The sequence below is a fragment of the Arthrobacter woluwensis genome (genome assembly GCF_030816155.1).
Taxonomy (GTDB): Bacteria; Actinomycetota; Actinomycetes; order Actinomycetales; family Micrococcaceae; genus Arthrobacter_E; species Arthrobacter_E woluwensis_A.
In genome coordinates this window covers 1,805,012-1,827,140 of the sequence record NZ_JAUSXR010000001.1, presented here as the reverse complement: position 1 = coordinate 1,827,140, position 22,129 = coordinate 1,805,012, and the positions used below count along the sequence as shown (strand labels likewise).

At 70.0% G+C, this 22,129-nt stretch carries 20 protein-coding genes; 11 read left to right on the top strand and 9 right to left on the bottom strand.

Annotation, left to right across the window (positions count from 1 at the left end; genetic code table 11):
* Positions 1-33: 33 nt before the first annotated feature.
* The 4 genes from QFZ52_RS08260 to QFZ52_RS08245 are packed head-to-tail and all read left to right on the top strand — an operon-like array spanning position 34 to position 4,629.
* Positions 34-1,545, top strand: coding sequence for a class I adenylate-forming enzyme family protein (locus QFZ52_RS08260; RefSeq protein WP_307497145.1), 1,512 nt, complete (start codon positions 34-36; stop codon positions 1,543-1,545).
* Positions 1,542-2,807, top strand: a complete 1,266-nt coding sequence (locus QFZ52_RS08255) for a beta-ketoacyl-[acyl-carrier-protein] synthase family protein (protein ID WP_307497144.1) — start codon at positions 1,542-1,544, stop codon at positions 2,805-2,807. Before QFZ52_RS08260 ends, QFZ52_RS08255 begins: the two co-directional genes overlap by 4 nt.
* On the top strand, positions 2,804-3,976 hold the full coding sequence (locus QFZ52_RS08250) for an acyl-CoA dehydrogenase family protein (RefSeq protein ID WP_307497143.1): 1,173 nt from the start codon (positions 2,804-2,806) through the stop codon (positions 3,974-3,976). The genes QFZ52_RS08255 and QFZ52_RS08250 overlap by 4 nt, the downstream gene beginning before the upstream one ends.
* Before the next feature lie 29 nt (positions 3,977-4,005).
* Positions 4,006-4,629, top strand: a complete 624-nt coding sequence (locus tag QFZ52_RS08245; protein WP_307497142.1) for a GyrI-like domain-containing protein — start codon at positions 4,006-4,008, stop codon at positions 4,627-4,629.
* 12 nt (positions 4,630-4,641) lie between these two features.
* Here the strand turns inward: QFZ52_RS08245 and QFZ52_RS08240 are convergent, their stop codons facing one another.
* The 4 genes from QFZ52_RS08240 to QFZ52_RS08225 all read right to left on the bottom strand — a co-directional run bounded on the left by QFZ52_RS08240 (position 4,642) and on the right by QFZ52_RS08225 (position 8,143).
* On the bottom strand, positions 4,642-5,037 hold the full coding sequence (locus QFZ52_RS08240; RefSeq protein ID WP_307497141.1) for a hypothetical protein: 396 nt from the start codon (positions 5,035-5,037) through the stop codon (positions 4,642-4,644).
* A 71-nt stretch (positions 5,038-5,108) separates the two neighbouring features.
* A complete protein-coding gene (locus QFZ52_RS08235) occupies positions 5,109-7,130 on the bottom strand; it encodes an ArnT family glycosyltransferase (protein ID WP_307497140.1) in 2,022 nt (673 codons plus the stop codon).
* Between the two features lie 45 nt (positions 7,131-7,175).
* Complete coding sequence (locus QFZ52_RS08230) at positions 7,176-7,664, bottom strand: DoxX family membrane protein (RefSeq protein ID WP_307497139.1); 489 nt, start codon at positions 7,662-7,664, stop codon at positions 7,176-7,178.
* A complete protein-coding gene (locus QFZ52_RS08225) occupies positions 7,664-8,143 on the bottom strand; it encodes a DM13 domain-containing protein (protein WP_307497137.1) in 480 nt (159 codons plus the stop codon). Before QFZ52_RS08225 ends, QFZ52_RS08230 begins: the two co-directional genes overlap by 1 nt.
* 195 nt (positions 8,144-8,338) lie before the next feature.
* On the opposite strand from QFZ52_RS08225, the gene QFZ52_RS08220 reads away from it, so the two are divergent.
* Genes QFZ52_RS08220 through QFZ52_RS08210 form a run of 3 tightly spaced genes read left to right on the top strand, consistent with a single transcriptional unit; the run spans position 8,339 to position 11,207 of the window.
* Positions 8,339-9,034, top strand: coding sequence for a response regulator transcription factor (locus tag QFZ52_RS08220; RefSeq protein ID WP_307497135.1), 696 nt, complete (start codon positions 8,339-8,341; stop codon positions 9,032-9,034).
* Positions 9,028-10,209, top strand: coding sequence for a sensor histidine kinase (locus QFZ52_RS08215; RefSeq protein WP_307497134.1), 1,182 nt, complete (start codon positions 9,028-9,030; stop codon positions 10,207-10,209). The genes QFZ52_RS08220 and QFZ52_RS08215 overlap by 7 nt, the downstream gene beginning before the upstream one ends.
* A 59-nt stretch (positions 10,210-10,268) precedes the next feature.
* Positions 10,269-11,207: a hypothetical protein gene (locus tag QFZ52_RS08210; protein ID WP_307497133.1), complete on the top strand. Its 939-nt coding sequence runs from the start codon at positions 10,269-10,271 to the stop codon at positions 11,205-11,207.
* A gap of 21 nt (positions 11,208-11,228) precedes the next feature.
* Here QFZ52_RS08210 and QFZ52_RS08205 read toward each other — a convergent pair whose 3' ends face one another.
* Genes QFZ52_RS08205 through QFZ52_RS08190 form a run of 4 tightly spaced genes read right to left on the bottom strand, consistent with a single transcriptional unit; the run spans position 11,229 to position 15,698 of the window.
* Positions 11,229-12,104: a carbohydrate ABC transporter permease gene (locus QFZ52_RS08205; RefSeq protein WP_307497132.1), complete on the bottom strand. Its 876-nt coding sequence runs from the start codon at positions 12,102-12,104 to the stop codon at positions 11,229-11,231.
* Complete coding sequence (locus QFZ52_RS08200) at positions 12,101-13,063, bottom strand: carbohydrate ABC transporter permease (RefSeq protein ID WP_307497131.1); 963 nt, start codon at positions 13,061-13,063, stop codon at positions 12,101-12,103. Before QFZ52_RS08200 ends, QFZ52_RS08205 begins: the two co-directional genes overlap by 4 nt.
* A complete protein-coding gene (locus QFZ52_RS08195; RefSeq protein ID WP_307497130.1) occupies positions 13,060-14,352 on the bottom strand; it encodes an ABC transporter substrate-binding protein in 1,293 nt (430 codons plus the stop codon). Before QFZ52_RS08195 ends, QFZ52_RS08200 begins: the two co-directional genes overlap by 4 nt.
* A complete protein-coding gene (locus QFZ52_RS08190; RefSeq protein ID WP_307497129.1) occupies positions 14,349-15,698 on the bottom strand; it encodes a Gfo/Idh/MocA family protein in 1,350 nt (449 codons plus the stop codon). Before QFZ52_RS08190 ends, QFZ52_RS08195 begins: the two co-directional genes overlap by 4 nt.
* Before the next feature lie 89 nt (positions 15,699-15,787).
* On the opposite strand from QFZ52_RS08190, the gene QFZ52_RS08185 reads away from it, so the two are divergent.
* The 4 genes from QFZ52_RS08185 (at position 15,788) to QFZ52_RS08170 (ending at position 21,160) form a co-directional block, all read left to right on the top strand.
* Positions 15,788-16,948: an ROK family transcriptional regulator gene (locus tag QFZ52_RS08185; RefSeq protein ID WP_307497128.1), complete on the top strand. Its 1,161-nt coding sequence runs from the start codon at positions 15,788-15,790 to the stop codon at positions 16,946-16,948.
* A 107-nt stretch (positions 16,949-17,055) separates the two neighbouring features.
* Complete coding sequence (locus tag QFZ52_RS08180) at positions 17,056-19,101, top strand: right-handed parallel beta-helix repeat-containing protein (RefSeq protein ID WP_307497127.1); 2,046 nt, start codon at positions 17,056-17,058, stop codon at positions 19,099-19,101.
* Between the two features lie 159 nt (positions 19,102-19,260).
* On the top strand, positions 19,261-20,115 hold the full coding sequence (locus tag QFZ52_RS08175) for an alkaline phosphatase family protein (protein WP_307497126.1): 855 nt from the start codon (positions 19,261-19,263) through the stop codon (positions 20,113-20,115).
* A 178-nt stretch (positions 20,116-20,293) separates the two neighbouring features.
* Positions 20,294-21,160 (top strand): HAD-IIB family hydrolase, encoded by an 867-nt coding sequence (locus QFZ52_RS08170; RefSeq protein ID WP_307497125.1) that lies wholly within the window; start codon positions 20,294-20,296, stop codon positions 21,158-21,160.
* A gap of 34 nt (positions 21,161-21,194) precedes the next feature.
* On the opposite strand, the gene QFZ52_RS08165 is transcribed toward QFZ52_RS08170, so the two are convergent.
* Positions 21,195-22,037 carry a PRD domain-containing protein gene (locus QFZ52_RS08165; RefSeq protein WP_307497124.1) on the bottom strand — a complete coding sequence of 281 codons (843 nt, stop codon included), beginning with the start codon at positions 22,035-22,037 and terminating at the stop codon, positions 21,195-21,197.
* Positions 22,038-22,129: the final 92 nt, after the last annotated feature.

Genomic DNA, 22,129 nt, shown 5'->3' with positions numbered 1-22,129 from the left:
CCATGCCGGGACGACCACCAGGGAAGGACGCAGGTGCCGATCACCCGGACCGTGCTGGACGTCGCGCAACACCACCCCGAGCGGACGGCCATCGCCGGAGCCGAGGGGCGCTTGAGCTACCGGGGTCTCGTGGAGGACTCACGCCGGGTCTTCGCCGCCGTGGACTCACTGCACCGCGGCCAGACCTTTCCACCGGCGCCCGCGGCCGAGGCCCGGGGGATCCCGATCACCGCCGTGAGCATCGGCTCCGCCTTCCACACCGCGAGGATCATGGCCGGCCTGGCCGGATACCGTGCGGTCTCCGCCACGATCGATCCCCGCTGGCCCCTGGAGCACCGGGTGGGCGTGATCCTCTCGACCGGGATCGGTGTGGTCATCAGCGACTCGGAGGACCTCGCGTCGGCCCTCGCGGCGTGCGGCTGGACGGGAACCCTCCTCGGCCTGACGGACTTCCGGGACCTGGAACAGACGCTGACTCCTGCCCCGGCGCCGACGGTCCGCGACGGCGACGAGGCGTTCCTCCTGCTGTTCTCCTCCGGCACCACGAGCAATCCCAAGGCGTTCCTGAAGACCCGGCAGCAGTACCGCGCGAACGTGGCGGTCTCGAGCGCCCATCTGGAGCCCCTCCCGGGCGTGAGCACTCTGGCACCGGGGCCGGTCTCCTATAGCCTCACCCTGTATGCGGTCATCGAATGCCTCGCTACGGGCGGCAGCGTCCACGTGGCCGACACGTTCGACCCGATCGCGCTGGGCCCGCGACTCGCCGCCGACGGCATCAGTCGGGTGGTGGCCGTCCCGGCAGTGGTCCAGGCGATCACGGACGGTGCCCGTCGGGACCCCGAACGGTTCGCCTCGCTGGACCTCATCGTCACGGGCGGCGCCAATCTGTCCTCGGCCATGCGCTCGGGACTCGCCCGCGTGCTGCCCGAGGCGCGTCTGATCAGCTACTACGGCGCCGCGGAGATCGGCTTCATCGGAGACAGCCGGGACGGGGACGGCACGGCCCTCTCGGTCTACCCCGGCATCGAGGTCAGCGTCCGGGACGGCGCGGGCGAGGAACTGCCCGACGGCGAGCCCGGCACCCTGTGGGTCCGCGCGGCGGCCTGTTCGGACGGGTATCTGGCAGGCACCACGGACGCGGTCCTCCGGCAGCCGGACGGCTGGGCCACGGTGCACGATCAGGCCCGGCACGTGGGGGACCGTATCGAACTCCTGGGTCGGTCGGGCGACATCGTGGTGAGCGGCGGGCACAAGATCGCGCTGCCCGAGGTGGAGCGCGCCTTCGAGGACATGCCGGGCCTCGGTGCCGTGTGTGCGGTGGCCGTGCCGGGTGTGCGGCTCGGCAGCGTGGTGGCCCTCGTGTTCGAAGGCGATGGCGCCCCGGGCAAGGAGGCGCTCCAGGCCTGGGCCCGGGAACGGCTGGCACCTCAGTTCGTGCCGCGCCGCTGGTATCTGGTGCCCCGCCTGCCGCGCACGGTGGGCGGCAAGATCCGCCGCCCGGCCACGGCTGAGCTGCTCGACGGCGACGCGGCGGTCCGGCTGTGAGGGCGCCGCGCGACGTCGTCGTCACAGGGCTCGGGGCCATCACGCCCAGCGGCCTCAGCGCGGAGGTGCTCTGGGAGTCCGTGTCCCAGGGCCGGAGCGCGATCACGCGCCTGGCGGGAGAGGAATTCGACGGCCTGCCGGTGCGGATCGGCGGTCAGGTGCGGGGCTTCGATCCCGAAGCGGTGCTGGAACGGAACATCGTGCGGCGCCTCAGCCCGGTGCAGCACTGGGCGCTCGCCGCCGCGGAGGAAGCACTCGGACAGGCCGGGGCCCTGGGCACGGAACTGCCATGGGACCCGGCGCGGGTGTCCGTCATCGCAGGCACGGGGTCCGGCCCCGTCGACGCGATGCAGCACGCCACGCGTCGCCTCGACTCCCGTGGCCCGCGGGCCGTGCCGCTGACGCTCTCGATGCATGGCGCGCCCGACGCCGCCGCGGCGCTGCTCAGCCAGCGTCACGGCCTGCGCGGCCCGGCCCAGGGAGTGTCCGCCACGTGCGCCAGCGGGACCATCGCGCTCGGCGAGGGCCTGCGACGCATCCGGCACGGCTACGCCGACGCGGTCCTCGTGGTGGGTATGGAGGATTGCCTCAATGGCGTGAACCTCTCGTCCAACGCGAACCTGCGGGCCCTGGCCACCGGCTACGACGACGACCCCGCAGCGGCCAGCCGACCCTTCGACCGGGCGCGCAACGGCTTCGTCATGTCGGCCGGGGCGGCCGCGCTCGTCCTGGAGTCGGCGGAGCACGCCGCGGCCCGGGGTGTGGCGCCATTGGCACGGGTCGCCGGGTTCGGGGCGTCCAGTGACGCCCATCATCCGACCGCGCCGCATCCGCAGGGATTGGGCGCGGCGCAGGCGATCCGCGACTGCCTTGCCGACGCGGGGGCGGAACCGGCCGACGTCGGGCACATCAACGCCCACGGCACCGGCACCCCGGCGGGGGACGCGGCGGAGCTGCTCGCCTTCGAGGCGGCACTGGGCCCGGCGGCCCGCACCATCCCGATCAGCGCCACGAAGTCCCTCACGGGCCATCTGCTGGGTGCGTCGGGAGCTGTGGAAGCCGTGCTCTCGATCCTCGCCCTGCGCGACGGGCTCCTGCCGCCCACCCTGAACCTCGACGATCCCGAGTTCCCCGACTGGGACATCGTCACCGGAACCGCCCGGCCGCTCCGCGTGAACAGTGTGCTGTCCACGTCGTTCGGATTCGGCGGGCACAATGCCGCGGTGCTGCTGGCCCGCGCGGATGAAGGAGGAACACCGTGACCGATCTCGAGACCCGGCAGAAGGAGCTGGCGGAGCGGTACCTGCCGCAGGAATTGCTCGAACGGTTCCGCGAACGGGCCGCCGTCTACGACCGGGAGAACCGTTTCTTCGACGAGGACTTCGCCGAGCTGCGGGATCTGGGTTATCTGCAGCTCTTCGTTCCGCAGGAGTTCGGCGGTCCCGGCCTGAATCTGCTCGAGGTCACGCGGCTGCAGCATCGCCTGGCGACGGCGGCCCCGGCCACGGCGCTGGCGATCAACATGCATCTCATGTGCACCGGCGTCGCGCGGGCACTGTGGGCGCGCGGCGACGACTCCCTGACCCGGGTGTTCGAGGAGGCGATGGCCGGGGAGGTCTTCGCCTTCGGGATCAGCGAACCGTCCAACGACTGGGTGCTGCAAGGGTCCACCACGGTGGCCGAGGTTCAGGAGGACGGCGGATACCTGTTCACCGGCGTCAAGATCTTCACGTCGCTCTCCCCGGTCTGGACCCGCCTGCTGGCGCACGGCCTCGATGCGTCCGATCCGGAGAACCCCCGGCTCGTCTACGGTTTCCTTGAACGGGACGCCCCCGGCATCACGGTCTCGGATCAGTGGGACGTGCTCGGGATGCGGGCCTCCCAGAGCCGCGCCACGATCCTGAAGAGCGTGCCGCTGAAGGCCGGGAACGTGGTGCGGAGGATCCCGCCGGGCCGCACGCCGGATCTGCTGACGTTCGCCATCACGAGCCACTTCCAGCTCATGATCGGCTCCGTCTACGCCGGGGTGGCGTGGCGCGCCCTGGAGCTGGGCGCCGCCGGTCTGAAACGCCGCAGCTCGGCGAAGAGCGGCACCCCGTTCTCGGAAGTGCCGGAGTACCGCGCGCGACTGGCCGACGCCCACCTCGAGTACCTGGCGGTGCCTGCCCAGCTGGACACGTACGCCCGCGACGTCGACGACCTGGTCGATCACGGAGCCGGCTGGCCGCTGCGCCTCGTGAGCGCCCGGCTCAACGCGGCCACCGCCGCACGCCGGGCGGCCGAGACCGCGCTGATGTGCGCCGGGGGCAGTGGCTTCGACAACGGCTCCGAGTTGAGCCGTCTCTGGCGGGACGCGACGGCGGGGCTGTTCCACCCGCCGTCGGCCGACGCCGCGCGCCCGATGTTCGCAGCGGCCCTGCTGGACGACTGACAGACCGACACGTGGAGTGAGGGGACACCATGGACAAGATCGATCTCAAGAAGACCCTGGACTCGTACCAGGCACCGAAAGGCGCGTTCCGGATACTCACCGTTCCGGAACGGCGGTACCTCATGATCGACGGCCACGGGGACCCCAACTCCTCGCCCGACTTCACGCAGGCGGTCGAGTCGCTCTACCCGGTGGCGTACAAGCTGAAGTTCGGCAGCCGCGCCACGACAGGCCGTGACTATGTGGTCCCGCCGCTCGAAGGGCTGTGGTGGGCCGAGGATCTGGACGCCTTCACCACGGCCCGGGACAAGTCCCAGTGGGACTGGACCATGATGCTACTGGTGCCCGAGTGGATCGACGAGGACCTGGTGCTGGCGGCCAAGGAGCAGGCAGGGGCGAAGAACCGCCCGGCGCGCCTGGACGACGTCCGGTTCGAAGCGCTCGCGGAGGGGCTGTGCGTGCAGACGCTCCATATCGGCTCGTTCGACGACGAGGCCTCCGTGCTGCATCGCCTCCACCACGAGTTCGTCCCGGCGGAGGGGCTTGCCCTCCGCGGGAAGCACCACGAGATCTACCTGAGCGACTTCCGCCGGACGGCCCCGGAGAAGCAGCGCACCATCCTCCGGCAGCCGGTGGAGCGCGTGCAGCCCTGAGCCGGCGTTGAGTCAGCCCTGGACGTCGTCTTCGGCCACCTCGAGGCTCTCCACGCTCTGGTCCGTCCCGAGCGTGCAGTAGACGGTGGATTCGCCGGCGGGGGACTGCGCGGTGTACAGCAGCACGACGACGCCGGCCGGCTCGACGATCACGCCGTCCAGGCGGAGCGTGGGCGCCTCCGTCGCGGCGCCGCCGTCGAGCGCGGCAAGGATCTCGCGCTCCGCCTCGGAGAACGTCCCGCGGTCCAGGGGCCGGAGCGCGTCCTCGACGATCTCGGTGAGCTGCTCCAGGCTGAGCTCCTGCTCGCCGGGTTCGGCCAGCACCTCCACGTCCCGCTCGCCGGGGAGCGTGGTGGAGGCGGTCAGTGCGCCGTCCTCGTCCAACGCGGCGTCGATCAATCCGGACACGTCATCTCCTTCGTCGGTGGTCCCATCATGTCATCCGGCCCGGATCGGCATGGTCAGGCCCCACAGACGGCTCACGCCCCCTGCGCGGCCGTCGCGGTGCACTGGTAGAGGCCCGTGACGCCGTCGGCGGTGACCGCCGTGCAGTTCGCCTCCACCCAGGTCCTGATCTCGGAGGCCGTGGTCGTCGCTGTGGACCCGCCCGGTGCGCCGCCGAACCCGCCTCCGAAGCCGCCACCCCGGCCGCCCTCGCCCACGAGGACATACTTCAGCGCTCCCGAGCTGACGAGTGCCGTGAACTTCTGCAGGGTGGGCGCAGGGTCGTTGCCGCTGAAGCCACCGATGGGCAGTACCGGTTCGCCGCCGGTTCCCGTGATGAGACCCGCAGCCTCCTGCGCTCCGAAGGCCGCCACGAGGTAGTCCGCGTCTCCACGGTTGGCCCGCAGATAGGCGAGCAGCGCCGTCGACGCGGTGCCCTCACGGCCGCCCGCCGCACCCTGGGGGAAACCGGTCCCGCCCGGGGCGCCGTTCAGGCCGCGGCCCCGGAATCCGTTCGGCGGGATGCCCGGCAAGGCCCCCGGCTGTCCCTGGCCGAAGCCCTGCCGGTTGCCGCCGAAGCGGACCGCGGCGCCGTCAGGTCCGCCTCGCCCTCCGAAGCTCATGCCGCTGACGCCGCCGGCCACGGGATTGCTCGCATTGGGGTGAGCGATCGTCACCACGGACCACGCCGCCGGGGTGAGGAGCAGTCCGCAGAGCAGCAGCGCGGACGTCCAGAGCCGGGATCCCGCACCCCGCCGGGTCTCCCGGAGGATGAGGGCCATTGCACCGAGTCCTAGCACGACCTGGACGGCGGCGACCGCCACGGAATACCCGCCATAGACGAACGCGATCGCCACCGCGGTCACCATCGCGGCGCCGAGCAGGGCGAGCTGTGCCCAGACCACACGCCGACGTCGGGCGACTCCGATCGCCAGGCCCACCGCCAGCCCCATCGGCACGGCGAGCGCCGCCGTGTAGAACTGGTGCATCCCGGCCACCGCGGAGAACATGGCCGCGAAGGTCAGGATCCACACGCCGAGGAACACCGTCACCGCCGGCCTGAACCGGAGGATCGCCAGCACGACGACGGCGAGCAGCGCCACCGGGACCAGCCACCCGATCTGCCCCGCGAGCTGCTCGTTGAAGAGACGGAATGCACCGGCCGAGCCGGAGAAGGGCGGAGTGAACGAGTTGTAGGCGGAGGAGTCCGCGGTGCTCGTCCCGAAGCGTCCCAGACCGTTGTAGCCGAACACCATCTCCCACGGATCATTGTGGAGCGTGCTGCCCACATAAGGGCGGCCGGTGGCGGGGATGAGGGCGACCGCCACGATCCACACGAGGGAGAGGGCCAGGCTGATCACGCCTGCGAGCGCCGTGTGCCACAGTTTCCGCCACCAGGGCTGTGCCGTGCACAGGTAGGCGGCGGCCAGGGCGGGCCAGACCGCCCACGCTTCCAGCATGTACGTCTGGAACGAGACCGCGACGAACGCCCCCGCGAGGAGGAACCAGCCGAGGCTCCGCTGTTCCAGGGCGCGGACTGCGGCCCAGGCGGTGAGGGCCAGACCCAGGACGAAGAAGGTCTCCGCTTGATTCGACCGGGACACGGCTACCAGGATGGGCGTGGTGGCGACGACCGCGCCGCCCACGAGCCCCGCGGTCGTGCCGGCCACCCGTTTCGCCGTGACCGCCACGAGGAGCGTGGCGGTCACGGCGGCGAGGGCGTTCGGCAGGACGACGGTCAGCGTGGAGAACCCGAAGAGCCGGACGAACAGCGCCGGGATCCAGAACGAGCCGGGGATCTTGTCCAGGGTGACGGTTCCGGACGGGTCGAAGGCGCCGAAGAAGAAGTTGTGCCAGTTCTGGCTCATCGAGAGGGCGATCGAGGCGTAGTACTCGGAGCGGGAGCCGGACCACACGCCCCACACCGTGAGCGTGGCCGCGCCGAGGCCCAGGACGAGCAGCCCGAGCGGCCAGGGGCCCCAGCGTCCGGTGCGGGGCGCGGGACGGTCGAGCGTCGGTGAGAAACCGGGGGACAGGGAGGCTGGGCTGGAGGTCATGCACACCAGCACACCCCGGCAGGGCATGTGGTGACTGTGGCGACCCTATGCGCCTGCTGTGCCTGACCGCCGTCGTCGGAGGATCCGGAGCAGGGGGGCGTCGAGCGCGAGGCGCGTCGCGCTGCGGGGCCACAGCACCACGCCCAGGGACAGCAGCACCATGACCGGGTATTGGGCAATGAGCTGGTCGGCCATCCAGTAGGTCATGAGCGTGAAGACGGAGCCCACGGCGGCGGGCAGTGTCAGGACCCCGAGGATGAGCGCCACACCCAGCGCGGTCTCCAGCAGCGGCATGAGCACGCCGAACAGCTCGGGCGCCTTGCCCAGGACACCGGTGGCGAACCACTGGAAGAACTCCGGCACCCGGCTGTTGCCCGACGCGCTGCCCGCCACCAGGAGGATGTCCGCCCGGCCGAAGCCCGCACGGTATTTGGTGATGCCCTCGTTCAGCCACAGGATCCCGAGGACCACCCTCACCGCTCCGACGACGAGCGGGGCGGTGAGGGCGGGGATCCGTGGTCCGGTGCGGTCCATCAGGACAGCTTGGCGGCGCCGAACACGGCCTTCGCCTTGTCGCAGTGCACCACCACGTAGGCGGAGGACCCGGCGCCGGCCGGGAGGGTGAAGGTCTGGGACGCGGTGTTGAAGGAGACCTTGCCGAGCTGGGTGCCCGTGCCGATGGCCGACTCATCCGTCCCGGACGCCAGGTAGAGGTGCAGATCCGGGCCTTCGTCCGAGGAGAATCCGGCCAGGGTCACCTTGCCGTCGGCGACGGTCACGGTGCCCTTGACGGACTTTCCGTTGAGCCCGGCGAACTCGCCCTGGTGCATGGACATCGCCATGGGCGACTCCGAGGACATCGACGACGGCGAGCCGCTGGATGCCGCCATGCTCGACTCGGGCATGGAGGAGGAGCCGGCGCTGGACGAGCCGGCGGTCCCGGCGCCGCCGCACGCTGACAGGGAGAGGGCGAGAGCGAGAAGTCCTGCACCGACGAGAGCCTTGGTACGCATGATGTTCTTCCTTCTATGAGGTGAGGTGATCCGGTCACGGAGCGGGACACCACCCGGAGGAGGGCCGCTCGTTGCACTCGAGTCAAGCAGTCGGGAAGCGCTCGCGGGGCGGTCCTTTCACGGCCGTAAGAGACCTTTCAGAACGGTAAGATCCGCCACCGTCCAGAGCGGGTGCGGCGCGGCTAAGCTTCGACTATGGACCCTGGAACAGCCCGCGTGATGGTCGTGGAGGACGACCCCACCGTCCGCATGATCGTCAGCGACTACCTGCGCGCCGCGGGATATGCGGTGGCCCAGCACGCCGACGGGGCGAGCGCTCGCGACGCCCTGCGGGACCAGGTGCCCGATGTGCTGATCGTGGACCGCATGATGCCGGGACTCAGCGGGGATGAGCTCTGCCGCGAGGTGCGGACGTTCTCCGATGTGCCGATCATGATGCTCACCGCGATGGGCGCCGTCGAGGACCGGATCGAGGGGCTGGAACACGGGGCCGATGACTACCTCAGCAAACCCTTCGCCCTGCGCGAACTGCAATTGCGGGTGGCGGCCCTGGCCCGGCGCCGGGTCTCCTCGAGCGCCCCGTCGGCGTTCACGGCCGGCCGCTTCCGGATCGACCCGGCGCACCGCCGCGTCTGGGCCGACCAGCGGGAGGTGGCGCTCACCACGCGGGAGTATGAACTGTTCCTCTACCTCGTCCAGCACCCGGACCAGGTGGTGAGCCGGGACGAGATCCTGCGCGAGGTGTGGGGCTGGGGCTTCGGCGACCCCTCCACTGTGACCGTGCACGTCCGCCGGCTGCGGGAGAAGATCGAACCCGATCCGCGTTTCCCCTGCTACCTCCGGACCGAGTGGGGCGCCGGATACCGTTTCACGATCGAGCCGTCATGCTGAGTCCCGCGGATCTGCTGCTCATCGTCGTGACGACCGCCGTGTGCACCGGGGCCGTCAGCCTGCTCGCGTGGCTGGCCCTGCGCTGGAACCGCCGCGGGTCGATCGCCTCCCAGTTCGCGATCGTGATCGTCGCGGTGGTCCTCTCGATCGCCTGCTCCACGCTCGCCGTGCTGGTGGAGATGTTCTTTTCACCCCACGACCTCACGGTCCTCGTGTGGGTGCTCGGGGTGTCTGCGGTCCTGAGTGTCACGGCGGCCGTCCTCATCACCGGCAGGACCGCACGGCGGTCCCTGGACGCGCTCGTGGCCTCGGCGCAGCGGGTGGGGGACGGCGCCGTCGTCGTGGCGGGAACGCCTGGCTGGCAGGAGTTCAACGAGCTGTCCGCGGAACTCGCCGAAACGTCACGCCGGCTCGCGGCCGCACGCGCGGAACTGGAGAAGCTCGACGCCGCGCGGCGGCAGTTCTACGCCGGGATCTCGCATGACCTGAGGACGCCCCTCACCGGGATCCGCGCGCTCGCGGAAGCCCTCGAGGATGGCGTGGTGGAGGACGCCGGGGCCACCGCACGCCGGATCGGGTCCCGCGCCGAGGCGATGACGAGGATGGTGGACGACCTGTTCGAGCTGTCCAAGCTCCAGGAGGGCACCATGCGGCTCCAGCCGGAACTGGTGGAGCTGCTGGACCTGGTCTCGGACGCCGTGACCGATGTCCAGCCGCTGGCGGAACGGAAGGACATCCGGATCTCCCAGCGGGGCGTCGAGGGGCGGGTCCTGTGGGCCGATCCGCGGGAGCTGAGCCGGGTGCTGGGGAATCTGCTCAGCAATGGCATCCGGCACGCACCGGAGCATTCGGAGATCCTCATCGCGGCGGACACCCTGAAGGGGGACCGGTTGGTCCTCACGGTGCTCGATCAGGGCCCGGGCGTCGCCGCGGAGGATCTGGGGCGGATCTTCGACGTCGGGTGGCGCGCCGATGCGGCCCGGACCGCCGAGGAACCGTCGGCGCTCTCCTCGGGAGCGGGTCTCGGGCTGGCGATCGTGCGGGGCATCGTCGAGGCGCACGGCGGGAAGGTCCGGGCCGGCCAGGTCCCCGACGGCTTCCAGCTGGAGGTCACCCTCCCGCTGGGCCGCGACGGGGCCGGAGACGCTCCGTCGCCCGCGGCTTCGGCGGGCTGACCCGGCCCGATCAGCCTGTGGGAAGCACGACGCCGAGGCGCCCATGCCATGATCAGGTCATGGAGACCAAGCACACCCGGGACACGGACACGGCCCCGGCACTCCGCTCACGCACACGCTCCGGGCTGCCCGGCTGGCTCTGCTTCCTGCTCGGAGTCGTCTGTGCCCTGGTGGGCTTGCTGCCCTGGCTTCTTCAGGGGATGCGGTTGCCGCTTCAGAACCTCTGGTCGGATCCGGTCTCCCCGGACGCGATGCCGCTGGTCGCCCTGCCGTTCAGCCAGTACTCCCTGATCCTGCTCGTGTCCCTGATGGTGACGGGCTCGGCTCTGGCCGGACTGTTGCTCCGAAGGGTCGCCCGGCCGCGAACCGCCGCGGGGTTCGTCTTCGCGTGGGTGGGCCTCCTGCTCGTGCAAGGTGCGGCCACCGCTCAGACCGTGATCGAGGTGCGGCCCGGACTGTCGGCGGACTCGCGGAGTGATCTCTACTTCGGGACCATCCTGGGGGTGATCATCGCGTCCATCGTGGTGGGCCTGCTGGTCGCGGTGCTCGTGTCCCGCGCTCCGGCGCCGGGCGCCGCGCTGGGCCTGACGATAGGCGCCCTTGTCGTCGACTCGTGGCTCAGCACGCTGCTGTACGCGCAGGATGGCCCGTTCCGGATCGCATCCCCGTTGCCGTTGCTGGAATGGCTCCCCGCCGTCCTGGTGGGCGCGGTGCTGGCCTGGTGCGGCGTGCACAGCGTGGGCCGTGTGCTGGCCTGGATCGTCTCGCTGTTCCTGCTCTGGATCGTGCCCGCGCTCTTCACCGGGATCATGACCGCGGCGGGCTCCCGGGTGCTCCTCCGCAATCCCAGGGATGCGCTGGAAGCGGCCGGAGAGACCTTCGTCGCTGCGCTCGGACCGGCGGGGATGTCGTGGCGATACGTGCTGGTGGCGCTGGTGATCGGCGCCGTGGGCGCCGTCGTCGCCGGGCTGATCCGGCGACGACGGCGCGTGGCCTGATTCTGGCCCTCGCCGGCGGCCCTACTTGCCCATGCCGGCGGTCATGCCGTCGATGATCCGCCGTCCGACCCACAGATACAGCACGACCATGGGGAACACGAGGATCACGATCCCGGCGAACAGGCCGCCCCAATCGGAGCTGTACTGCATGGCGGAGTACAGGTTCAGGAGCGCCACCGGAAGGGTGCGCTGTTCCGGATCGGACACGATCAGCATCACGAGCAGCGCCGAATTCCACAGTCCGATGATGTTGAGCACCAGAACGGTGGTCAGCCCCGGCTTCGCCAGCGGGAGCACGATCTGCCGGAACAGCGTGAGCGGGCCCGCGCCGTCGATCTCCGCGGCCTCCTCCACCTCGTGCGGCAGGGACCGGAAGAAGCCCGTGAGGACGAAGACGGCGAACGGCAGTGAGAACACGACCTCGAAGATCAGCAGCGTGATCCGGTCGTCCCACCAGCCGGTGACCCAGTCCACCATGAAGCTGCTCAGTCCCAGTTTGGCCACCACGATCGGCACCGCGAGCGTCTGCAGCGGAATCGAGAGCCCGACGGCGAAATACGCCGTGAGCGGGCCGGCCACCCTTTTGCTCGACCGGGCCAGCACATAAGCGGCCGGAGCGGCGATCGCCACGATGAGCAGCGCCCCGAGTCCCGTGACGACCACGCTGTTGAGCGCCGCCTGGGCGAACTGCCCGAGCTCCCAGACCGTGCCGAAGTTCTTCCACTGCGGGTCGGTGGGCAGGGCGAACGGGTTCTGGATGATGTCGCCCGAGGTCTTGAGCGACTGGATGCCGATCCAGGCGACCAGCACCAGGTTGAACGCCACCCACACCCACAAGGCGGCGACGGTGACGGACGGGACGAAGACGTTGCCGCAGAAGCGGCCGAGTTTCCTCATGAGAGCTCCACCTGTTCGCGGGCCGTGATCCGGCGGACCAGGACGATGAGGATGATGGTCAGGACGGTCACGATGACGCCCATGGCCGCGCCGGCGCCGAGGTCCGGCACGCCGCCGCTCACCACCACCGAGTTGTACTGCTGGACCGCCACGGTGCGGGCCTGGATGGGCGGCACACCGACCGCGCCGCCCGTGGTGAAGGCGATGACGATCTCGAAGGTCTTGAGACTGTTCACCACCCACAGCACCGAGGCCACGGCGAACACGTCCCAGGAGAGCGGCAGCGTGATGAAGCGGAACTGCTGCCACTTCGACGCGCCGGTCAGAAGAGCCGCCTCGTACAGGTCCTCCGGGATCGCGTCCATGGCGGAGAGCATGAGCGCGATGTACAGGCCGGTCGAAGACCAGACCACCCCGCCGATGATGCAGGCGAACACGGTGTCCGGCCCGAGGAAGCCGATGGGCGCGATGCCGAAGAAGCCGAGGATGCGGTTCGCCACGCCGTCGGGGTTCAGCAGGAAGCCGATCGCCGCACCGACGGCGATGGGGGAGATGATCACCGGGAGGAAGACCACGGAGCGGATGAACGCCCGGCCCTTCAACTGTCGCAGCACCACCATGCTCAGGAAGGTGACGCCGAAGACGAGCGTCCCGCTGACCACCGCGAGCACCAGGGTGTTGCCGAAGGAACGGAGGAAGGCCTCATTGCCCAGGAGCGACACGTAGTTCTGCAGGCCACGCCAGGACATCTCCGATCCCGGCCCGGCCCACTTGGTGAGACTGACCCAGACCCCGAAGAAGGACGGGGCCACGAACAGCAGCGTGTAGAGCGCCAGGGCCGGTCCGAGGAAGGCCCAGAAGACTTTCTCCCGGGACGGCAGCAGCGGCTTGCGGGCCACCTCCGCCGGGGCGGTCCGGCTCTGCGGGACCGCCCCGGCATCCGCGAGGCGACTGGTCATTTCTGCCCGGCCATGATCTGAGCGGACTTCTGCTTGCCCTGCTGGACGAACTGCGCCGCGCTGATCTTGCCCTGGAGGAGCTGGTCGTCCAGGGGCAGGAACATGTCGTTCCACCAGGCCTTGTTGCCGGCCGCGGTGTCATACGTCAGGTGCACGTCCTTGGCCTCGGCCAGGGCCTTCTGGGCGTCCGAGAGGGCCTTGGGAGCCGGCACGTCACTGCGGGCCGGGATGTTCTTCGCCTCGTCCGCGATGCGCTTCTGGTACTTGGACTGTTCGAAGAAGGCCAGGAACTTCTTGGCATCTTCGGCGTTCTTGCCCTTGGCGTTCACCCCGAGACCCAGTGCGCCGGCCTCCACGGAGTCCTTGCCGCCCACCGGGAGCTGGAAGGAGCGGATCTGAGCGCCGGACGGGGTGCCGGAAGTGACTTCACTGGCGAGCCAGGTGCCGTTGATGTTCAGATCGCACTTGCCCTGAACCCAGTCGTTCTGGGCTGCCGGGTACTTGGTGGCGATGAAGTTCGGCTGGAAGTAGCCGCCCTTGGCCAGCTGCTCCACCTTGTCCGCGGCCGCGAGGACCTCCGGCTTGTCCCACGCCTCCGAGGTCTTCTGAAGACCCAGCAGGCTGCCCGAGCCGCCCGCGTTCACCAGGGCGGAGTACAGCCAATAGACGTTGTAGAACGGGACGGTCCCGTCCTGGCAGATCGGGGTCCGCCCGGCGGCCTTCGCCTTGTTGAGGTACGCGACGAACTCATCCCAGGTCTTCGGGGGAGCGGACGCGAGTTCCGGGTGCTTGGCGGCGTCGAACCACACGGCGGTCGAGATGGCCGTGTGCGGGAGGAATCCGAGGCCCTTGTCATCCGAGGCGGCCTTCTGCAGGGCCGCCGGCACCAGGTCGCCGACCGTCTTGCCGTTCTCGCCCGGGACGGGCATCTTCAGCACGTCGTCCACCGGGGCGGCGAGGTTCTGGGCCCGCCACGCGGGCAGGTTGTCCGAACCGGCGTCGAACAGATCCGGCCCCTTCCCGGCGGCCATCTCGGTGGTCAGGGCGTCGCCGCCCGTGCGCCCGACGAACTTGACGTCGACCTTGACGCCTTCCTGCTGGGCGAAGTCGTCGAGGGCGCTCTTGAGGATCTTGGCCTGCGGCTCGTCGGCGCTCCAGATGGAGCGGTAGCTGAGCGTGCGTTCGGCGGCCGCCGAGGCGCTGTTCTTCTGGCCGCACGCGGAGGCGCCGGTGGCCACCGCGCCGGCCAGGACGACGGCGGTGAGGATCCGCAGTGAGTGGTTCTTCATGCTGTGTACTCCGATTCTTCCTGTTTCGTCATTGAAAGGTGTGTCGCTGAAAGTGCTGTGGGCGGGATCGTGACCACGGTGCCCTGCTTCCGGGCGGTCTCCGCGGCCCAGACCACCCGGTGGGTGTCGAGGCTCTCGCGTCCGCTGCTGAGGATCCGGGACGGATCGTCATGGCGGAGGGCGTCGAAGAAGGCGTCTGCCAGGGATTCGTCGGCGCCTCCGTGGCCGCCGGCCATGGAGGCGTCATCGCCCCCGCCGGTGTCGATCTCGGTCCAGCTGTCCGACACGAAATCGTGGATGCGGAGGTGGCGACCGTCGCCGTCGATCGAGCCGTGCGTCCCGAAGATCCGGGTCTTGCGGTGCTCCAGGGCGGCGAACGCGGTCACGGTGATGGTCGCCGTCGCGCCGGTGCCGAATTCGAGGGAGACGGTCTGGGTGTCCACCACGTCGTTGTCGCAGGCGTAGACGCAGCGGCCGTACGGGCCGGTGCGCAGCGCCCGCTCCACGCCTTCGGGAGTGGCGTCCTCCGTGACGGCGGACAGTGGCCAGAACTCCTTCTCCGGATCGCCGAGGCAGCCGAGGTACAAACGCTTGGCCGAGTACGGGCAGATCGCTTCGAGCGGGCAGTCCCAGCAGCGGTCGGCGGCGCCCGCGGGGCGGGCTGCCGCCGTGAAGTGGGTGAGCGCCCCGAAGGAGGAGACACGCTGTGGGATTGCTCCCATCATGTAGGCAAGCCAATCGACGTCGTGGCAAGCTTTGGCCAGAAGGAGCGAGGCGGACTCCGCCTCCTTGCGCCAATTGCCGCGGACGAAGGAGTGAGCGTGATGCCACCAGCCCACCTGCTCCAGATGCTGCACATTGATCACCTGACCAATAGTGCCGTCTTCGAGGATCTTCCGCAGAGCCCGCGTGTAGGGGGAGTACCGCATGACGTGGCAGACGGCCAGAATGACGTCGTTCTCCTCGGCCGCCGCCAGGATGCGGGCGGCCTCCTCCTCGGTGGGCGCGATCGGCTTCTCCAGGAGGATGTGATACCCCTTCCCGGCCGCAGCCACCGCCGGCCCGGCATGCATCCGGTCCTGGGTGCCGATGATGACGCCGTCGGCGAGCCGTTCGCCGGCCAGGAGATCCTCCCAGTCGCTGAAGACGTTCTCCGCCGGAATGCCGTGTTCGCGGGCGAACCGCTCGCGGCGCGCCGGATCAGGTTCCGCGACGGCGACGATCCGCGCGGCGCCGGTCGCCCGGGCCCGCTGGGCGTAGACCGTGCTGCGGAGGCCGGCGCCGATCACGGCGAGGGTGGGTGCGTCCGCTGGAGGAGCGGACGCGGTTGGACTTGCAGACTGCACGTGGTTCCCCTGACCATAGAAATTAAAAGAGGTTTCTTTAATCTGAGGTCCGGGGAACGGAACTGTCAAGACCTTGAGAAGGAGTGAATGTGGAATTGCGCCGAGGTGACACCTCCCGTCTGCGACGCCAGAACGCGGTCCTGACCATGAAACTGCTCCGCGACAACGGAGCCATGGGGCTGACCGAGCTGGCCACGCAGAGCGGGCTGTCCCGCCCCACCGTGGAAGGCATCGTGGACTCACTCCTCGATGCCGGGTGGCTGTTCTCCCATGATCCAGAGTCCGGTCAGGTGGGCCGTCCGCGGCGCCTGGTGGAGTTCCGGGCGGGCGCCGGGCACGTCATGGGCGTGGACATCGGATCGGTGACCGTGCGTGCCGTCGTGGCGGATCTCGCGGGGGAGCCGGTCGGCTCGTCATCCGTGGCGGTGCTCCCTGACGACGGACGGGAGGCGCGCCTCCGGGCGGCGCGGGCCGCCGCGGCCCAGGCGGTGGCGGACGCCGGCCTGACGCCGTCGGCGCTGGCCGCCGTCTGCGTCGGGACCACCGGCACGGTGAGCACCGCGGGCGTCGTCACCCACTCCGTGGCGCTGCCCGAGTGGGAGGGTGTCGATCTGGCCGGCGCTTTCGCCGAGGACTACGCCTGCCCCGTGGCGGTGGAGAACGACTGCAATCTCGCGGCGATGGCGGAGGCCTGGAAGGGCGTGGCGGCGGGGTACAGCGAGGTCGCGTACATCCACTGCGGCATGAGGACGGGCGCCGGGCTTTTCATCAACGGCAAGCTCTACCGCGGCGCCCGCGGGCTGTCCGGAGAGATCGGGGCGCTGCCGCTTGTCGGCTGGCACCGCGCGCCGTCGCGCCTCGCCGCCTTCTCCGGTTTGAGCGAAGGGACACCCGGCGAATCCGTGGCGGCCACGGTGTTCGACGCCGCCAAGTCCGGCGACGCTGAGGCCCGCTGGGCGGTGGAGCGCTATGCCAGCGACCTGGCGGAAGGCATCGCCGCTCTGGTCCTGACGCTCGATCCGGAACTCGTGGTCCTGGGTGGCGGCGTCTCGCGCTCCGGCGAGATCCTCCTGGAGCCGCTCGCCCGCTACCTGGCGCCGCTGTGCATCGAAGCGCCCCAGCTCAGCCTGTCCTCGCTGGGGGAGCGCGCCGTCGTGTCGGGGGCCCTGCGCCACGCGCTGAACCTGGTGGACGATCAGCTGTACGACGTCGAGAGCGTGCTGCCCGCGCCACTCGCCGCGGCATCCTGACCGCCGCCCGGCCGGTTGGGAGGGACTGGACAAAATCCTTGACGCGGGTCCGGACCGCCTGTACTTAATTAAAACTCCTTTCATTATTGAACTCGATGAGGAGTGCCATGAAGCGACGGACCAGCACCATCGGTGCCATCCTTGCCAGCAGCGGTGTCCTCCTGGCGACAGGCCTGGCTCCCGCCGTGGCCTTGCCGGGAGAGGTCACTGCACCGACCGGGATCCAGGCGGCAGTGCAGACCGCCACCAGTTACTACGTCGACCCGGCGGGCAGCGACACGGCGGACGGCCGGTCCCCGGGAACCGCGTGGAAGAGCCTGTCCAAGGTCTCGGCCCAGACGTTCGGACCGGGGGACCGGGTCCTGTTCAAGGCCGGCGGGCAGTGGACCGGCCAGCTCGCCACGCACGGCTCCGGCGCGCCGGGCCTGCCGATCGTCGTCGGCGTCTATGGAACCGGGGCCAAGCCGCGGATCGACGGCGCGGGCGCCGTGGACGCCGCCGTGAAGGTGGAGAACGAGCACGACATCACCATCGACGGGCTGGAGGTGACCAATACGAGCGGGGGCGCTATCCCGCGGATCGGCATCCAGGTCACGGCGCGCGACTACGGAGCGGTGGACGGGGTGACGGTCCGGAACAGCTACGTTCACGGCATCCAGGGCGCCACGAGCGGCAACGACTCCTCGAATCCGTCGGTGGGCGGGATCATCGTGTCCGCCCTCGGCTCCACGACCCCCACCTTCTACCGGGGCCTCCGGATCGAAGGCAACGAGGTGGCCGACTCGCGCTCCTACGGCATTGTGACGTGGTCCTCCTGGATGCAGCGCGAAGGCTGGAACGACCTGTGGGACTTCATGCCGGTTCCCGCAGGCGGCTACCGCACCTGGACGCCGAGCACGGGCACGGTCGTCACGGGAAACACCGTCCATGACATCTCCGCCGGCGGCATCACGGTGATGCAGGCCCAGGGCGCCCGGATCGACCACAACCGGGTGGACAAGACCGCCCAGAACCACGGCAACGTCGGCATCTGGTGGGCCGGCGCGGATGACACGGTGGTCGAATACAACGAGGTGTCCGGCACCAAGTACTGGGGACTGGCGAGCGATGGCAACGGCTTCGACGCCGACGCCTCCGTGCACCGCAGCCTGGTGCAGTACAACTACAGCCACGACAACGAGGGCGGCTTCTTCATCGCCGTCTCCACCGGCACAGGTCCCGCGGAGGCGACCATCCGCTACAACGTGAGCCAGGGCGACGGCAATCAGATCTTCGCGCTGTCCACGAACGCGAAGAACATCGACATCTACAACAACACCATCTGGACCCCGTTGACGCCGTTCATCGCCAACAACCCGGACCGCGCCGAATTCAGCATGGTCAAGGTCTGGAACACCTCAGTCTCCAACGTCAGCTTCCGCAACAACATCATCTACAACGGCGCGGGCCTCGCCTACCGCGACTCCGCCGCGGTGACCTACGACCGGAACTTCTACCAGAGCGGACCCATCCCGGCCCGTGAACGCGCCGCCCTCAGCGGAACGGCGGGTCTGAGCGCGCCCGGTGCGGCCACCTCGATCAACGACCTCGCCGGGTACGCCCCGACCGCGGGATCGCCCGTCACCGCGCAGGGACTGGACATCCCGTTCGACGGCGGCCGGGACGTCCGCGGCACGCTGCTGCCCTCGGGCATGGCGGACCTCGGCGCGGTGCAGTCGACCGCGGGCGCGGGCCTGAACGAGGCGGCGCCGACGGTGACGACGAGCTTCGGCAACGGTCAGTCCACCGTGCCGGCCGCCATCGCCGACGGCAGCGATCTGACCCCCTGGGCGAGTCCGTCCAGTGGGGTCCAGTTCCCCGGGAACATCACCCTGGAGTTCGCGAATCCCCGGAGCGTGAAGGCCGTGGAGCTGGCGACCATCTTCGGCACGGGTCAGGGCATCAAGACCGTCGACGTGCAGAGCTGGGACGGCGCCGCCTGGGTCACGCAGCTCTCCAACGCTCAGCTGAGCTGGACCGGGAACTCCGCGGCCGTCGAACGCAAGACGGTCCAGCTGCCGTCCGCCGTGACGACGGGCAAGATCCGGCTGGTCGTCAAGGCGGCCAATCTGACCTGGGGCAATCTGGCGGTCAGCGAGATCTCGACGCGCTGACCGGGTCTGACCGCACTGGGTCTCACCAACGAGCCGGCCGGGCGCCGGGCCTCCTTGAGGTCCGGCGCCCGGCCTGCGAGAGTGGGCGTGGCTCCGTCACGCCCCGCGCCGGGGCCAGCCCCGGCGTCACCACCAGCACATCGAAAGGCGGCAGACGGCATGCCCGCAGCGAAGAAGCAGCACATCCTGGTGATCGGCGTGGACGGCTGCCGTCACGACAGCCTCCTGAAGGCCCACACCCCGCATCTCGACGCGCTGGCAGGGCAGGGATTCCTCGTGCCGGTGCGCGTCGACGAGCGCAACCCGACCATCTCCGGGCCGGTCTGGTCCACGGTCGCGAGCGGCGTCTACTCGGACCTCCACGGCATCCGGGACAACCAGCTCGCGGGCCATCGGCTGGAGGAGTACCCGGACTTCCTCAGCCGCGTGCGGGAGCACCTGCCCGGGGCCACCACGTTCGCCGCGGCCGCCTGGGGACCCCTCGTGACGGAGTCTGCCGGGGGTCCGGTCTTCGCGCCGGGCGGCTACCGGCCCGGCCTGCCGGTCGACTCCGAGGAGGGGGAGCTGGACGTCATCGAGGTCATGGACGAGGCGGTCACGTCCCGGGTGGCGCGCATGCTGCTCCACGACGCGCCGACGGTCACGTTCGCGTATCTTCTCCAGGTCGACATGGTCGGGCACCACGAGGGCGTCACCCCGCGCTACCAGGAGGCGATCGAACGCTGCGACGAGCAGATCGGGGTCATGCTCGCAGCGATCGAACAGCGTCCCACTCGGGGCGAAGAAGACTGGACCGTGATCGTCCTGACCGACCACGGCCATCGCGACGCCGGGCACCACGGCGGCGACAGCGACGAGGAACGCACGGCCTGGATGTGCGCCGCCGGCCCCGGCATCGGCGGACCCGGGCAGCGCACTGATGTGGACCATGCGGACGTCCACCCGCACATCCTGTCCCTGCTCGGGGTCGAACCCGAACCGTCCTGGGGACTCGTGGGGAGCCCGCTCGGCTGAGCCCCGCGGAGGCGCCGTCGCCGCGTGACGGACGACGACGGCGCCGCCGCCCCGGGTGCCGGCGCGGGCCCGGCGGGAGGCCGCCGTCGTCGTGTCCACAGGGTGGTCGCCGACCCGCGGAGGGGAGTGGTCAGCCGATAGGATCGGAAGGGCCGACATCAACCCGAGGAGTTCCCGCGTGACCAGCCAGCAGCCTTTCCGTCCCCGTGCCGTCTTCCTGGACATCGACGGCACCTACGCGGATCACGGCCTGGTCCCGGACGCGCATGTCGAGGCGGTTCAGCTGGCGCGGAGCGTCGGGCACAAGGTGTTCCTGTGCACCGGGCGGCCCCTCGCGATGATCGCGGACCGCATCCTGGATCCCGGCTTCGACGGAGTCGTCTCGGGCGCCGGCGCCCGCGTGGATGTGGGCGGCGAGACCCTGCGGGACACCCGCTTCGAGCAGGGTCTGGCGGATCGTGTGATCGAGGCTCTCGACGCCCACCACGCCGCCTACATTCTGGAAGCTCCGCACGCCCTGCACGGCCGCCACGGGGTGGATCAGCGGCTCCGCGAGGTGCTGGCCCCCATCTTCGCCGGGCGGGAGACGAGCCCGGGACGGCACAGTGCCACCGTGGATCCGGCGGCAGACATCCTCGGTCCCATGCAGTACGCCGACGACCTGCGCGGCACCTCCTTCGCGAAGGTCTCCTGCTTCGCCTCGGACACCCCGCTGACCCAGGTGATCGCCGAACTCGGCCCCGAGGTGGGGCTCGTGCCCAGCTCGCTGTCGGCGCTCGGCGACACGGCCGGCGAGATCTTCGTCGCGGGAACTCACAAGGCGGTGGGCATCCAGGTGGTCCAGGACCATCTGGGACTGGCCCGGGAGGACATCATCGCGATCGGTGACAGCGCGAACGACCTGGAGATGCTGGAGTACGCGGGGATCGGGATCGCCGTCGAGGGTGCGGCGCCGGACCTGGTTGCGGTGTCGGACCGCATGACGGCCGGTCCCGCGGAGCATGGTGTGGCCCGCGCGCTGGCGGAACTCGGCCTGCTGGGCTGACGCCCGGCCGGCAAACCTGACCAGCCAGTCCCGCTCAGCCCCGGGAGTCGTCCGCCATACGGGCCAGGTGCAGGGTGAGGTAGGCGACTTCGTCGTCGGTGAGCTCCTGATCCAGCCGGAGCTCCAGCACGGACTGGAGCTTCACGGCGGTGGCGTAATCCGCCGGGTAGGCCTCCCGGATCGCGGTGAACAGCTTGTCGTTGCCTTCGTTGAGCTGTCGCCCGGAGTGGGCCCGCACGAAGAAGTACCGCAGGTGGGTGATGAAGCGGGCCGCGTTCACCGAGTCGCGGTCGAAGGGTCGCCCGTAGGCGGTCTCCATGACCTCGAACAGCTGGGTCAGCACGCCCGTCATGCGGTAGGTGTACGCCAGATTTCCCGTGGAGAATCCCGCGTTGACCAGGTGCAGGGCCACCGCCGCGGACTCCTCCTCCGGGAGGCGAACCTCCAGGGTGGCGTTGACGTGCTCCACGATCCGGCGGGCCATCCGGAACTCGTGAGGGTAGAGGTGCAGAACCTCGGAGCGCAGCGGATACTCGAGCCGGATGCCCTGCCGGACGCGCTTGATGGCGAAGCTCAGGTGATCGGCCAGGGCCACCAGGAGCGTCGATCCCACGGCGTCGCTGAACTCGGCGGACACGGCCTTGAGCGCCTGATCGGCCAGCAGCAGATGCTCGGGCGGGATCGCGGCCACCACCGCCCCGAAGTTGTCCGGATCGCGGCCGTTCTCCGGCACGAAGACCCGGATCACCTTGGCCGGGTCCACCTGCTGACCCGGTTTGGCCTGGAACCCGAGGCCCCGGCCGGTCAGGATGGTCTCCTGCCCCGCGTCATTGCGGGCCAGGACGACGTTGTTGTTGAAAACGCGGAGGATCTCCACGATGGGTGCTGCCTGTCTGTCGGAATCGGGCGGAATCCCCGGAGGAGCTCCTGGGGAGAGGTTACGGCCGTGTGGCGGGACCGGGCGGTCCC

What these genes read in the sequence shown, in the direction of transcription:
- QFZ52_RS08210 (WP_307497133.1), top strand. Translation starts at nt 10,269, where the DNA reads ATGGAGACCAAGCACACCCGGGACACGGACACGGCCCCGGCACTCCGC.
- QFZ52_RS08205 (WP_307497132.1), bottom strand. Translation starts at nt 12,104, where the DNA reads ATGAGGAAACTCGGCCGCTTCTGCGGCAACGTCTTCGTCCCGTCCGTC.
- QFZ52_RS08230 (WP_307497139.1), bottom strand. Translation starts at nt 7,664, where the DNA reads ATGGACCGCACCGGACCACGGATCCCCGCCCTCACCGCCCCGCTCGTC.
- QFZ52_RS08175 (WP_307497126.1), top strand. Translation starts at nt 19,261, where the DNA reads ATGCCCGCAGCGAAGAAGCAGCACATCCTGGTGATCGGCGTGGACGGC.
- QFZ52_RS08235 (WP_307497140.1), bottom strand. Translation starts at nt 7,130, where the DNA reads ATGACCTCCAGCCCAGCCTCCCTGTCCCCCGGTTTCTCACCGACGCTC.
- QFZ52_RS08220 (WP_307497135.1), top strand. Translation starts at nt 8,339, where the DNA reads ATGGACCCTGGAACAGCCCGCGTGATGGTCGTGGAGGACGACCCCACC.
- QFZ52_RS08215 (WP_307497134.1), top strand. Translation starts at nt 9,028, where the DNA reads ATGCTGAGTCCCGCGGATCTGCTGCTCATCGTCGTGACGACCGCCGTG.
- QFZ52_RS08195 (WP_307497130.1), bottom strand. Translation starts at nt 14,352, where the DNA reads ATGAAGAACCACTCACTGCGGATCCTCACCGCCGTCGTCCTGGCCGGC.
- QFZ52_RS08180 (WP_307497127.1), top strand. Translation starts at nt 17,056, where the DNA reads ATGAAGCGACGGACCAGCACCATCGGTGCCATCCTTGCCAGCAGCGGT.
- QFZ52_RS08245 (WP_307497142.1), top strand. Translation starts at nt 4,006, where the DNA reads ATGGACAAGATCGATCTCAAGAAGACCCTGGACTCGTACCAGGCACCG.
- QFZ52_RS08200 (WP_307497131.1), bottom strand. Translation starts at nt 13,063, where the DNA reads ATGACCAGTCGCCTCGCGGATGCCGGGGCGGTCCCGCAGAGCCGGACC.
- QFZ52_RS08225 (WP_307497137.1), bottom strand. Translation starts at nt 8,143, where the DNA reads ATGCGTACCAAGGCTCTCGTCGGTGCAGGACTTCTCGCTCTCGCCCTC.